This is a genomic window from Streptomyces sp. NPDC043746 (assembly GCF_056436485.1).
Genome location: NZ_JBWKCM010000052.1, coordinates 1 through 13,121, shown reverse-complemented (window position 1 = coordinate 13,121; position 13,121 = coordinate 1). Strand labels below are relative to the sequence as shown.

Here is a 13,121-nt window from a genome sequence, read left to right as displayed (position 1 = left end):
CCATCCGGTGCACCGGAAGGAAACAAAAGAGGAGGGGGAAGGCCCCCCCCCTTGGGGGCTCCCCCCCTTCACCTGCTCTGCTGAGTCCTGCCCTTAGGCAGCGACGACCTCGACGCCGAGCTTCGCTGCGACCTCGGGGTGCAGACGGACGGACACCTGGTGCCCGCCGAGCGTCTTGATCGGCGCACCGAGCTCGACGCGCCGCTTGTCGACCTCGGGGCCACCGGCGGCCTTGATCGCCGAAGCGATGTCGGCCGGGGTGACCGAGCCGAAGAGCCGGCCGGCGTCGCCGGAGCGAACGGCCAGACGGACCTTGACGGCCTCGAGCTTGGCCTTGACCTCGTTGGCCTGCTCGATCGTCGCGATCTCGTGGATCTTGCGGGCGCGGCGGATCTGCGCCACGTCCTTCTCGCCGCCCTTGGTCCAGCGGATGGCGAAGCCACGCGGAACCAGGTAGTTACGGGCGTACCCGTCCTTGACGTCGACGACGTCGCCGGCGGTGCCGAGGCCGGAGACCTCGTGGGTGAGGATGATCTTCATGCTGTTGTCACCCTTCCCTTATCGCGCGGTGGACGTGTAGGGCAGCAGCGCCATCTCACGGCTGTTCTTGACTGCCGTGGCGACGTCACGCTGGTGCTGCGTGCAGTTGCCGGTGACGCGGCGGGCACGGATCTTGCCGCGGTCGGAAATGAACTTCCGCAGCATGTTCGTGTCCTTGTAGTCCACGTACTGGGTCTTGTCCTTGCAGAACGCGCAGACCTTCTTCTTAGGCTTGCGCACAGGCGGCTTCGCCATGGTGTTTCTCCTGTGTGATCAAGAAGTGGGGTACGAGCCCGCCCTAGAAGGGGGGCTCGTCCGAGTAGCCGCCGCCGGAGCCGCCGGAGCCGCCGGGGCTTCCGCCCCAGCCGCCTCCGCCACCCTGCTGGCCGCCGGAAGGCGCACCGGTCGCCCACGGGTCGTCGGCGGGAGCACCGCCGCCACCCTGCTGGCCACCGCCACCGGGACCGCCGCCCCAGTTGCCGCCGCCCTGCTGGCCACCGCCGCCGTATCCGCCCTGGCCACCCTGACCGCCGCGACCGGTGGTCTTGGTGACCTTGGCCGTGGCGTTCTTGAGGCTGGGGCCGACTTCCTCGACATCCAGCTCGTAGACCGTGCGCTTGACGCCCTCACGGTCCTCGTAGGACCGCTGCTTCAGCCGGCCCTGCACGACGACGCGCATGCCTCGCTGGAGCGATTCCGCGACGTTCTCCGCCGCCTGACGCCAGACCGAGCAGGTGAGGAACAGGCCTTCGCCGTCCTTCCACTCGTTGGTCTGCCGGTCGAAGATGCGGGGAGTGGACGCGACACGGAACTTCGCGACCGCCGCACCGGACGGGGTGAAGCGCAGCTCGGGGTCGTCGACGAGATTGCCGACGACCGTGATGACGGTCTCGCCTGCCATGGGTAAACCTCTCGGCGGGATTGCTTCTGGCTGCTTGCTGCTACTCGGACCCGAAAACCGCTGAGCCGAAGGCTCAGTGGGCCTCGGGACGGAGGACCTTGGTCCGGAGGACCGACTCGTTCAGGTTCATCTGGCGGTCGAGCTCCTTGACGACCGCAGGCTCGGCCTGCAGGTCGATGACCGAGTAGATGCCCTCGGGCTTCTTCTTGATCTCGTAAGCGAGCCGACGACGGCCCCAGGTGTCGACCTTCTCCACCTTTCCGTTGCCCTCACGGACGACGGAGAGGAAGTTCTCGATCAGCGGGGAGACTGCGCGCTCCTCGAGATCGGGGTCGAGGATGACCATCACCTCGTAGTGACGCATGTGGAACCCACCTCCTTTGGACTCAGCGGCCACGGTCGTTCCGTGGCAGGAGGGTCGTGATGCGTGAGCAACGGTGTCCCCGAGGAGAACACCCGGCACTGACAGCCCGCCCCCGGGATGCTTCCGGAGGAGGGGGTTCGCCGTGCCGGCCTGGGCAGACACCGGTGCAGACCGTACAGACTACCCGTAGACCGGCTTCCGGTTGAAATCCGGAGGTCAGCGGGCATCCGCGGTCCGGTCCTCGGGGCAGGTCGGGCCGGGCCCGGAGGGCAGATCCGGGGCCCCGGGGGCACAATCGGAGACAGATGCGGTGTGAGAGGCGCTACATTCCACCGCCCGCCCGGCCAGGAGGTGCTCCATGGCACAGACCATTCGACCCGCCGGCTCCCGGTCCACGACCGGCCGCCCCGCCACCGGCTCGCTCTTCGCGACGGACGGCAGGCCGCACCCCGTCCAGGACGTCCTGATGGTGGTGACCGGGGTCCTCGGCATCCTCGCCTTCGTGACGGCGATGTTCCACCACCTGCACCTGATCAGCTCCTGGGCGGGGCTGGTCGGCATCCTGACCGGCCTCTACGGCCAGTACATCTCGAAGACCACCTGGGAGAGGTTCGGTCTGATCGTGGGGCTCGGCGCCTCCGCGGTGGGCTTCTACCTCGGGATGGCGCACGGCGGCCTCTTCGGCGGCGTCATCACCTGAGCGGCGCACCGTCCGGCGCGGCCGCTCACGCGGTCGCCCCGGTCCGCCGGGTGTGATCCGGCCCTACGCGGCCAGGCCGGGTACCCCTCGGTCACAGTAGGCTTCGGCGCGAGAGCCGGAGCCCCTGACCCATGGGGACACACCTGCCGAGGAGCGCCCCGCATGAGCCTGACCCTGAGGACCATCAGCCGAGAGCAGCATCTGGCGTACATCCAGAGCCTGCCCTCGGCCAGTCACTGCCAGGTCCCGGCGTGGGCTGATGTGAAGACCGAGTGGCGCTCGGAGAACCTGGGCTGGTTCGACAAGAGCGGCGAGATGGTCGGTGCGGGCCTCGTCCTCTACCGCCAGCTGCCCAAGATCAAGCGCTATCTGGCGTACCTCCCCGAGGGCCCGGTCATCAACTGGTACGCGCCCAACCTGGACGACTGGCTCCAGCCGATGCTCGCCCACCTCAAGCAGCAGGGCGCCTTCTCCGTGAAGATGGGTCCGCCGGTGGTCATCCGCCGCTGGGACTCGGCGGCCATCAAGTCCGGCATCCAGGACCCGGACGTGAAGCGGCTGCGCGACGTCGAGGCCACCCATATCGAGCCGCGCGCCTTCGAGGTGGCGGACCGGCTGCGGAAGATGGGCTGGCAGCAGGGCGAGGACGGCGGCGCCGGGTTCGGTGACGTACAGCCCCGCTACGTCTTCCAGGTGCCGCTGGCCAACCGCTCCCTGGAGGACGTCCTCAAGGGCTTCAACCAGTTGTGGCGCCGCAACATCAAGAAGGCCGACAAGGCCGGTGTCGAGGTGGTCCAGGGCAGCTACGAGGACCTGGCCGAGTGGCAGCGGCTCTACGAGATCACGGCCGTCCGCGACCACTTCCGGCCGCGCCCGCTCTCGTACTTCCAGCGCATGTGGACGGTCCTCAACTCCGAGGACCCCAACCGGATGCGGCTCTACTTCGCCCGGCACAACGGCGTGAACCTCTCCGCCGCCACCATGCTCGTCGTCGGCGGGCACGTCTGGTACTCCTACGGCGCCTCCGACAACATCGGGCGCGAGGTCCGGCCGTCCAACGCCATGCAGTGGCGGATGCTCCGGGACAGCTACGCGATGGGCGCCACCGTCTACGACCTGCGCGGCATCAGCGACTCGCTGGACGAGAACGACCACCTCTTCGGCCTGATCCAGTTCAAGGTCGGCACCGGCGGCGAGGCCGTGGAGTACGTCGGCGAGTGGGACTTCCCGCTCAACAAGCTGCTCCACAAGGCGCTCGACATCTACATGTCGCGCCGCTGACCCACTTCGGCACCCCTCCCCGTACAACCCCGTTCGTCCTCTGATTCACCGCAGCCACCAGAAAGGTTCCGGGCCGGCCATGGCGCTCTCCCTCTACGTCGACACCGCGCGCTGGCGGGCGCACCAGAAGTCCGTGATCGACCAGTTCCCCGGGCTCGTACCGGTCTGCAAGGGCAACGGGTACGGCTTCGGCCACGAGCGGCTCGCCGACGAGACGATCCGCTTCGGCGCGGACACCCTGGCCGTCGGCACCACCTACGAGGCCGCCACGATCAAGGACTGGTTCAGCGGCGACCTGCTCGTCCTGACCCCGTTCCGCCGGGGCGAGGAACCCGTCCCGCTGCCGGACCGGGTCATCCGGTCCGTCTCCTCCGTCGACGGGGTGCACGCTCTGGTGGGCGCCCGGGTCGTCATCGAGTGCATGAGCTCGATGAAGCGCCACGGCGTCAAGGAGGAGGAGCTGGGGCTGCTGCACGCGGCCATCGAGGACGTACGGCTCGAAGGCTTCGCGCTGCACCTTCCGCTGGACCGCACCGACGGCTCGGACGCCGTCGAGGAGGTCATAGGGTGGATGGACCGGCTGCGCGCCGCCCGGCTGCCCCTGCACACCATGTTCGTCAGCCATCTGCGCGCCGAGGAGCTGGCCCGGCTCCAGCAGCAGTTCCCGCAGACCCGCTTCCGCGCCCGGATCGGCACCCGGCTCTGGCTGGGTGACCACGAGGCCACCGAGTACCGGGGCGCCGTCCTGGACGTCACGCCCGTCGTCAAGGGCGACCGGTTCGGCTACCGCCAGCAGAAGGCCGCGTCCGACGGCTGGCTGGTCGTCGTCGCGGGCGGTACGTCGCACGGGGTCGGCCTGGAGGCGCCCAAGGCGCTGCACGGCGTGATGCCACGGGCCAAGGGCGTCGCGCGCGCGGGGCTGGCCACGGTCAACCGCAACCTGTCGCCGTTCGTCTGGGCGGGCAAGCAGCGGTGGTTCGCCGAGCCGCCGCACATGCAGGTGTCGATCCTGTTCGTGCCCTCGGACGCGCAGGAGCCCCGGGTCGGTGACGAGCTGGTCGCCCATCTGCGCCACACGACCACGCAGTACGACCGGCTCGTCGACCGCTGAGGAAGCCGCCCGGGTCAGCGCTCCCGGGCCGCGCCCCACTCCACCCGGGTCTCCGTGGCCGTCCGGGCCTGATGCTGCCCGGATGCCCCGGCGCCGGGTGCCGGCACGAACGCGTCCGGCGACCCGTCGAGCACCCCGCCCGAGGGGTCGTCCGACCCGTCCCGGCGCACGGGGTCCTTCTCAGGCAGCAGGATGTCCCGGACGACCAGGGCGCACAGGTAGAGCGTGCCCAGCAGGTGCAGGGCGATCGCGAGCTGGTACCCCTCCTGCGGCAGCCCCTGGTGCTTGTCGCCGCCGCTGGTGTACGCGAGGTAGAACCAGATCCCCAGGAAGTACATGACCTCGCAGGCCTGCCAGATGAGGAAGTCGCGCCAGCGCGGGCGGGCCAGCACGGCGAGCGGGATCAGCCAGAGCACGTACTGCGGTGAGTAGACCTTGTTCGTCAGGATGAACGCGGCCACCACCAGGAACGCCAGCTGGGCGAAGCGCGGTCGGCGCGCGGCGGTGAGCGCCAGTCCCGCGATGCCCGCGCAGAAGACCACCATCAGGACCACGGAGGCGGTGTTGACCGTCTCGACGTCGATGGGCTTGCCGGTGCGCTGGGTGATGATCAGCCAGAACGAGCCGAAGTCGATGGGCCGCTCCTGGCTGAAGGTGTAGAACTTCCGCCATCCCTCGGGGGCGTAGAGCATCACCGGCAGGTTGACCACCAGCCAGGCCGCCGCCGCGCCGAGCAGCGCCGTGCCGTACTCGCGCCACCGCCCCGCCCGCCAGCAGAGCACAAGGAGCGGGCCGAGCAGCAGGACGGGGTAGAGCTTTGCGGCCGTCGCGAGGCCGATGAGGATGCCGAACGCGAGCACGCGGCTCCGGGACCACATGAGCATCGCCGCGGCCGTCAGCGCGACGGCCAGGAGGTCCCAGTTGATGGTGGCGGTGAGGGCGAAGGCGGGGGCCAGCGCGACCAGCAGGCCGTCCCAGGGGCGCCGCCGGTGCGTCCGTGCGGTGCACACTGCGATGATCACCGCGCAGATCATCAGCATGCCCGCGTTGACCATCCAGTACATCTGCTCGCGCTGCTGGATCGGATCGCTGTCCGGGGTCAGCGTCAGCCATGAGGCGATCTGCATGAACACCCCGGTCAGTACGGGGTACTCCAGGTACTGCATGTCGCCGCTCAGCCGGTCGAAGTACGGGATCAGACCGTCGGCGAAGCCGCGCCCCAGGAAGAGGTGCGGGATGTCGGAGTAGCAGGCGTGCGTGTACTGCGAGGTGGCTCCTCGGAACCAGGCCCACTCGTAGCAGGGGATCTTCTGGACCATGCCGAGGGCGAACATCCCGATCATGGTCAGGGCGACGACACGTACGGGCGTCAGGGGGCCCTCGCCGAGCCGCGCCCAGCGCCCCACCCGCCCGCCGAACAGCTCACTGCCGGCCGCCGCGACCTCGTCCTGATCGGTGGGCCGCACGACGGGCCGCTCCTGCTGCTGCACGCTCGTGTCCTCTGCACTGGGGCTTGGCATGCCGCACATCCTGCCGTACGGGGCTGTGGCCGGGGGCGGACCGGGCCCAGGACACGGCCTGGCGGGCCCGGCGCGGCCGGGGAACGACGAGGGCCGCCACGAGCCCTTCCGGGTGCGGCGGCCCTCGTCCTTTGGGCGTCCGGGGCCTGTCACGGCCCCTGTTGCGCTGCGGCTATCCGCCGGTCCACCAGCCGCCGTTCCCGCCATTGGCACCGTTGCCGCCGTTGCCGCCGTTGCCGCCGTTGGCGACACCTTCGGTGCTGCCTTCGGTGGTGCCGGTGGTGGCGCCACCGTCCGCTCCCGCGTTCGCACCGCCGTCGGCTCCGCCGTTCGTACCGCCGTTCGTACCGCCGCCGTCCGCTCCCGCGTTGGCTCCGCCGTTGGGCCCGGCGTTCGCACCGCCGCCGTTGGGGTTGTTGCAGTCCCAGTCCCAGACGTCGCAGCTCTTGCTCGGCGTGGGCGTCGGGGTGGTGGGCGTCGGGGACGGCGTCGGCGGCTCCGGCTCCTCGCTGGAGGCCGACGGGGACGGCGTCGGGCTGGGTGTCGGGGACGGGCTCGCCGCGCCACCGCCCCAGACCGTCTCACCGATGGGCTGCGGCTCGGGGAACGTGACGACCTTCTTCCCCTTCATCGCCGCGGTCATGTAGTCGTGCCAGATGGACGCCGGGAACGAGTTTCCGTGAATCTTCTTCTCGCCGCCGGTGCCGAACATCTCCTCGAACTTGCGGTCCTTGTTGGTCTCGTCGTCGTCCAGCCGGAACATGCTGATCGCCGTCGAGATCTGGGGGGTGTAGCCGACGAACCAGGCGGACTTGTTGCCGTCCGTCGTACCCGTCTTGCCGGCCGCCTCGCGCCCTTCGAGCCGCGCGGGCTGTCCGGTGCCCTTCTCCACCACGTTCTTCAGCACGTCCGTGATGTTGTCCGCGATGAGCGGGGAGAAGGCGCGCTTGGACTGCTTCTTGTGCTGGAAGACCGGCTTGCCCTTCTGCTTCACCTCGGTGACCGAGTAGGTGGGGTTCTGCTGGCCGCTCGTGGCGAAGGTGGCGTAGGCGCCCGCCATCCGGATGGCGCTGGGCGAGGAGGTACCGATGGAGAAGGACGGAACGGTGGAGTCCGCCATCATGTCGTCGTCCTTCAGGCCGGCGGCGATGGCGGCTTCCTTGACCTTGTCCGTCCCGACGTCCATACCGAGCTGCACGAAGGGGGAGTTGGCCGACTTCTCCATGGCGTACCGCAGGTCGATGTCGCCGTAGTCCTGCTGACCGTCGTTGGTCTGGAGCCACTCCTCGTCGTTCTCGTTCTTCCAGACCTCGCCGTTGTAGTTCCTGATCCGCAGTTTGTTGTCGCCGTTGTAGACGCTGTCCGGCGAGACGATGGTGCGCTGGGACTCGCTCTGGTCAGGGCCGAGCTTCGGGTCGCGGGCGCCGTACTGCATCGCCGCCGCCAGGACGAAGGGCTTCCAGGTCGAGCCGACCTGGGCGCCGGTCGCGTCGGCGTTGTTGGTGAAGTGCTTCGTGGCGTCCTGACCGCCGTACGTGGCGAGGATGGCGCCCGTCTGGGCGTCCACCGAGGCCCCGCCGAACTCCACGTGGGTGTCCGTCTTCGGACGCTCCTCCGGGCGGATCTTGGCCTTGTAGACCTTGTCCACCGCGGCGGCGAGCTGGTCGACCTTCTTCTTGTCGAAGGTGGTGTGGATCTCGAAGCCCCCGAGCTCCATGTCCTTGGCGGTGATGTTCTCGGTGTTGTTGGCGAGGAAGTACTTGCGCGCCAGCTCCACCAGGTAGCCGGTCTGACCGCCCAGCTTCGCGTTCTTCTTCGGCGGCTTGGGCATCGGGAACTCGGTGTACTTCGCCCGCTCGGCCGCCGTCATCCCGCCGTCCTTGACCTGCTCGTCAAGGATCCACTTCCAGCGCTTCTTGGCGCGCTCGGTGTTGGCCTCAGGGGTCGCGTTCTTGTCGATCTCGACGGCGCCGGCCGGGTCGTAGTAGCTGGCCCCCTTGAGCAGCGTCGCCAGGAAGGCGCACTCGCTCGGGTCCAGGTCCGTGGCGTCCTTGTCGTAATACGTACGGGCCGCGGCCTGCAGACCGGAGGCGCCGCGTCCGTAGTACGAGACGTTCAGGTAGCCGGCCATGACGTCCCGCTTGTCCTCCTCACCGGCCACCTTGAGGGTGATGAAGAGTTCCTTGAACTTACGCGTGAACGTCTGGTCCTGGTTGAGCCGGGAGTTCTTCACGTACTGCTGGGTGATGGTCGAACCGCCCTGGGTCTGACCACCCGTGGCCATGTTGAACACGGCCCGGCCGATGCCCTTGGGGTCGATGCCCCGGTCGGTCCAGAAGCTCTTGTTCTCGGCCGAGACCACGGCGTTGCGCATCGCCTCCGGGATCTGCTCGTAGCTGATCTCCTGGCGGTTGACCACACCGCCGGTCGCCACCATCTGCTCGCCGTTGGCCCAGTAGTAGACGTTGTTCTGCGCCTTGGCCGCGTCCTGGATGCTCGGCTTGCTCACCAGGGCGTACGAGACGCCCGCCACGCCCATGAGCAGGCCGAGGAAACCGACGCAGAGGCCCGAGACCAGCTTCCACGAGGGCAGCCAGCGACGGAATCCGTACTTGCCGTACCGCGGGTAGTCGATCAGCCTCTTCTTGCCAGGAGGGCCGGCATCGCCGCCGCCCCGGCGCCGGCCGCCGCCGCGCTGAGCCGCACGACGGGCCTCCGCGCGGCTCCCGTACGGGCGCTCCCCGCCGTGCGCCCCGGACGGCGCCTCGGAAGGTGACACGGACGTACCTCTGCGTGACGGAGCCGCCCGGCGTCCTGTGGACTGCTGGGCGGCTCGTCTGGCCGCGGCCCGTCCGCCACCCTGCGGCTGAGACGATTTGCGACGGTGCTCGCTCATGGAACGACTACTCCTCGGGCAGGCGAGAGCGCCTGGAAGCGGCAGTTGAGATCCGGTCCCCCCGAATTACGGACCAGCCCTGCGGAAGGCTCATCCATCCACAGCCCGCCCGGCAGTCCTCGATGACTGACGCGCAACGGCGCCTCGCGGTTCCCGGTGGTCTGCATGCCGCACAGACTACGCACGGTCAAAACCCGCCTAGGGCCGAACTTCACCCCAAACGACGCAAGTCGCTTCCCACGAATCGGCGATGTGACGCCGCTCACGAAGGTCATCCTTGTCGATCCCGTGAACGCGATCTATCGTGCTGATGTATCGAGTCGATACATCAGTGCGGCATAAGCACGTCAGTGGGTCCGGCAGCGGGTCCTCGCGGAATCGGCGGCAGAAGGAGGAGACGCCCGTGAGCCGACGCTCCGGCATCCTCGAGTTCGCCGTCCTCGGGCTGCTCCGCGAATCTCCGATGCACGGCTACGAGCTGCGCAAACGCCTCAACACCTCGCTGGGCATCTTCCGCGCGTTCAGCTACGGGACGCTCTATCCCTGCCTCAAGACACTGGTGTCCAACGGCTGGTTGATCGAGGAGCCCGCCGGTGACCAGGCGGACAGCGCCCCGGCGTCCTCGCTCTCAGGGCGCCGGGCCAAGATCGTCTACCGGCTGACGGCGGAAGGTAAGGAGCACTTCGAGGAGCTGCTCTCGCACACCGGTCCGGACGCCTGGGAGGACGAGCACTTCGCGGCCCGCTTCGCGTTCTTCGGCCAGACCGAACGCGAGGTGCGGATGCGGGTCCTCGAAGGGCGGCGCAGCAGGCTGGAGGAGCGGCTGGAGAAGATGCGCGCCTCCCTCGCCCGCACACGTGAACGACTCGACGACTACACACTTGAGCTGCAGCGGCACGGCATGGAGTCCGTGGAGCGCGAAGTGCGCTGGCTGAACGAGCTCATCGAGAGCGAGCGGTCGGGACGGGACCGGAGACGGTCCTCGCCCGATGGCTCTGCTCAGCAGGACACATCAGGAGAGACGGGCGGCCTGCCCCGGCGCCGGGGTGACACCCCGCCGGATCCGTCCGACGACACCACCAAGTGAAGTCACCGCGTTCCGCGGCGACTTCATCGGAAACACCGATAACACAGGGAGCAACCGGAATGGGTTCGGTTCGCGTAGCCATCGTAGGCGTGGGCAACTGCGCCGCCTCGCTGGTGCAGGGCGTCGAGTACTACAAGGACGCCGATCCGGCCGGCAAGGTGCCCGGTCTGATGCACGTCCAGTTCGGCGATTACCACGTCCGCGACGTCGAGTTCGTCGCCGCCTTCGACGTCGACGCGAAGAAGGTCGGCCTCGACCTCGCGGACGCCATCGGCGCCAGCGAGAACAACACCATCAAGATCGCGGACGTGCCGAACACGGGCGTCACCGTCCAGCGCGGCCACACCCACGACGGTCTGGGCAAGTACTACCGCGAGACGATCGAGGAGTCCGCGGACGCCCCGGTCGACGTCGTCCAGGTCCTCAAGGACCAGCAGGTCGACGTCCTCGTCTGCTACCTGCCCGTCGGTTCCGAGGTCGCCGCGAAGTTCTACGCGCAGTGCGCCATCGACGCCAAGGTCGCCTTCGTCAACGCTCTCCCGGTCTTCATCGCCGGCACCAAGGAGTGGGCGGACAAGTTCACCGAGGCCGGTGTCCCGATCGTCGGCGACGACATCAAGTCCCAGGTGGGCGCCACCATCACGCACCGCGTGATGGCGAAGCTCTTCGAGGACCGGGGCGTCATCCTGGACCGCACGATGCAGCTGAACGTCGGCGGCAACATGGACTTCAAGAACATGCTCGAGCGTGAGCGCCTGGAGTCCAAGAAGATCTCGAAGACGCAGGCCGTCACCTCGCAGATCCGTGACCGAGAGCTGGGCGACGACAACGTCCACATCGGCCCCTCGGACTACGTGGCCTGGCTGGACGACCGCAAGTGGGCGTACGTGCGCCTTGAGGGCCGTGCCTTCGGTGACGTTCCGCTGAACCTGGAGTACAAGCTCGAGGTGTGGGACTCCCCGAACTCGGCCGGTGTCATCATCGACGCCGTCCGTGCGGCGAAGATCGCCAAGGACCGCGGCATCGGCGGTCCCATCCTCTCCGCAAGCAGCTACTTCATGAAGAGCCCGCCCGTCCAGTACTTCGACGACGAGGCCCGCGAGAACGTCGAGAAGTTCATCAAGGGCGAGACCGAGCGCTGAACCGGCTCCCACCGCCTGACCGTTCCACCGGAGAGCTGAGCGGCGACGCTCACCTCCTCCTGCCGCACGTCGGGGGTCCCCGGGCAATCCGCCCGCGGACCCCCGACGTGTGTGACGCTTGCTCCCATGTCTGTCGCGCGTGATCTGGGCACCCTGCTGCGCCTGCGGAACTTCCGCCGCCTGCTCACCGTGCGCCTCCTTTCCCAGTGCGCCGACGGCGTCTACCAGGTCGCCCTCGCCGCGTACGTCGTCTTCTCCCCGGAGAGGCAGACCTCGGCAGCCGCCATCGCCTCGGCCATGGCGGTGCTCCTCCTGCCGTACTCACTGATCGGCCCCTTCGCCGGCGTCCTGCTGGACCGCTGGCCACGCCGCCAGGTCTTCCTGTACGGGAACCTCCTGCGGGCCTGTCTCGCCTCCTGCACGGCCCTGCTGATCCTCGCCGCCGTGCCGGACTGGCTCTTCTACGCCTCGGCCCTCTGCGTCACCGCCGTCAACCGCTTCGTCCTCGCGGGGCTCTCCGCCGCGCTCCCCCGGGTGGTCGACGAGGAGCGGCTCGTCATCGCCAACTCGCTCTCCCCGACGGCCGGTACCCTCGCGGCCACCGCCGGAGGCGGTCTCGCCTTCGCCGTACGATTGGTGGCCGCCGACTCCGACGCGGCGGTCGTGCTGCTGGGAGCCATGCTCTATCTGCTCTCCGCGCTGGCGTCGCTGAGCCTGCCCCGGACGCTGCTGGGGCCCGACCCCGACGGCACGCCCCTGCGACTGCGGGCCGCACTGGCCATCACGGCCCGCGGGCTCGTCGCCGGACTGCGCCACCTGAGAGAGCGAGCCCACGCGGCCCGGGCGCTGGCCGCCATGACGGTGCTCCGCTTCTGCTACGGCGCGCTCACCGTGACCGTGCTCATGCTCTGCCGGTACGCCTGGTCGGACGACGAGTCCGACGGACTGGCACTCCTCGGCCTGGCCGTCGGGGCCTCCGGCGCGGGCTTCTTCACCGCCGCCGTGGTGACCCCGTGGGCCGCGGGCCGGTTCGGACGGTACGGCTGGATCGTGGTCTGCGCCGGATCCGCGGGCGTACTGGTACCGGCGCTGGGCCTCTCCTTCACCCCTGTACCGATGCTGGTCGCCGCCTTCGTGCTCGGTGTCGTGACCCAGGGCTCGAAGATCGCGACGGACACGGTCGTCCAGACCTCGGTGGACGACTCCTTCCGCGGCCGGGTCTTCTCCCTCTACGACGTGCTCTTCAACGTCGCCTTCGTGAGCGCGGCGGGGGTGGCGGCGCTGATACTCCCGCCCGACGGACGGTCCACCGCCGTGATCGTGGGGGCGGCCGTGCTGTACGCCGCTGTCGCGGTGGCGATGTCCCGCTGGCGGCACGCCGGCAGCGGCGGCTGAGCAGGCCCCTGATGCGTCGAGGGGCGTTGTTTCACGTGAAACGACGCCCCTCGACGGACTCGGGGGGGGGGGGGGGGGGCGGCGGCAACGCCCCCCCCCCCCCCCCCCCCCCCCCCCCCCCCACCCCCCCTCCCCCCAAAACGCCTCCGTATCGTTTCTCGGGCCCTGTGACACCCGGCGGTTT

The 13,121-nt window shown here is 69.1% G+C and carries 12 protein-coding genes; 6 read left to right on the top strand and 6 right to left on the bottom strand.

The features are described from left to right. Window positions 1-93: 93 nt before the first annotated feature. The 4 genes from rplI to rpsF all read right to left on the bottom strand — a co-directional run bounded on the left by rplI (window position 94) and on the right by rpsF (window position 1,805). Window positions 94-540 carry a 50S ribosomal protein L9 gene (gene rplI / locus AC0682_RS30705; protein ID WP_019767192.1) on the bottom strand — a complete coding sequence of 149 codons (447 nt, stop codon included), beginning with the start codon at window positions 538-540 and terminating at the stop codon, window positions 94-96. Window positions 541-558: 18 nt separating this feature from the next. Beyond that, window positions 559-795, bottom strand: coding sequence for a 30S ribosomal protein S18 (gene rpsR / locus AC0682_RS30700; RefSeq protein WP_003967857.1), 237 nt, complete (start codon window positions 793-795; stop codon window positions 559-561). Window positions 796-838: 43 nt separating this feature from the next. Next, window positions 839-1,441, bottom strand: coding sequence for a single-stranded DNA-binding protein (locus tag AC0682_RS30695; RefSeq protein ID WP_254812110.1), 603 nt, complete (start codon window positions 1,439-1,441; stop codon window positions 839-841). Between the two features lie 73 nt (window positions 1,442-1,514). Continuing rightward, the gene (gene rpsF, locus AC0682_RS30690; protein WP_030115097.1) at window positions 1,515-1,805 is read right to left on the bottom strand and encodes a 30S ribosomal protein S6; all 291 of its coding nucleotides are present in this window, start codon (window positions 1,803-1,805) and stop codon (window positions 1,515-1,517) included. A gap of 358 nt (window positions 1,806-2,163) precedes the next feature. On the opposite strand from rpsF, the gene AC0682_RS30685 reads away from it, so the two are divergent. The 3 genes from AC0682_RS30685 to AC0682_RS30675 all read left to right on the top strand — a co-directional run bounded on the left by AC0682_RS30685 (window position 2,164) and on the right by AC0682_RS30675 (window position 4,897). Then, entirely contained in the window at window positions 2,164-2,505 is a 342-nt protein-coding gene (locus AC0682_RS30685) for a hypothetical protein (protein ID WP_254812111.1), read from the top strand. 162 nt (window positions 2,506-2,667) lie between these two features. After that, a complete protein-coding gene (locus tag AC0682_RS30680; protein WP_028415799.1) occupies window positions 2,668-3,786 on the top strand; it encodes a lipid II:glycine glycyltransferase FemX in 1,119 nt (372 codons plus the stop codon). A gap of 79 nt (window positions 3,787-3,865) precedes the next feature. Further along, entirely contained in the window at window positions 3,866-4,897 is a 1,032-nt protein-coding gene (locus tag AC0682_RS30675; RefSeq protein WP_018489852.1) for an alanine racemase, read from the top strand. Window positions 4,898-4,911: 14 nt separating this feature from the next. Here the strand turns inward: AC0682_RS30675 and AC0682_RS30670 are convergent, their stop codons facing one another. Both AC0682_RS30670 and AC0682_RS30665 read right to left on the bottom strand, forming a co-directional pair. After that, a complete protein-coding gene (locus AC0682_RS30670) occupies window positions 4,912-6,417 on the bottom strand; it encodes a glycosyltransferase family 87 protein (protein ID WP_478536468.1) in 1,506 nt (501 codons plus the stop codon). A gap of 172 nt (window positions 6,418-6,589) precedes the next feature. Beyond that, window positions 6,590-9,313 carry a transglycosylase domain-containing protein gene (locus AC0682_RS30665; protein WP_478536467.1) on the bottom strand — a complete coding sequence of 908 codons (2,724 nt, stop codon included), beginning with the start codon at window positions 9,311-9,313 and terminating at the stop codon, window positions 6,590-6,592. 403 nt (window positions 9,314-9,716) lie between these two features. On the opposite strand from AC0682_RS30665, the gene AC0682_RS30660 reads away from it, so the two are divergent. The 3 genes from AC0682_RS30660 to AC0682_RS30650 all read left to right on the top strand — a co-directional run bounded on the left by AC0682_RS30660 (window position 9,717) and on the right by AC0682_RS30650 (window position 12,937). Then, window positions 9,717-10,400, top strand: coding sequence for a PadR family transcriptional regulator (locus AC0682_RS30660; RefSeq protein WP_254812114.1), 684 nt, complete (start codon window positions 9,717-9,719; stop codon window positions 10,398-10,400). A gap of 59 nt (window positions 10,401-10,459) precedes the next feature. Then, the gene (locus AC0682_RS30655) at window positions 10,460-11,542 is read left to right on the top strand and encodes an inositol-3-phosphate synthase (protein WP_254812115.1); all 1,083 of its coding nucleotides are present in this window, start codon (window positions 10,460-10,462) and stop codon (window positions 11,540-11,542) included. A 126-nt stretch (window positions 11,543-11,668) separates the two neighbouring features. After that, window positions 11,669-12,937 carry an MFS transporter gene (locus AC0682_RS30650; protein WP_254812116.1) on the top strand — a complete coding sequence of 423 codons (1,269 nt, stop codon included), beginning with the start codon at window positions 11,669-11,671 and terminating at the stop codon, window positions 12,935-12,937. The last annotated feature ends 184 nt before the right edge of the window (window positions 12,938-13,121 follow it).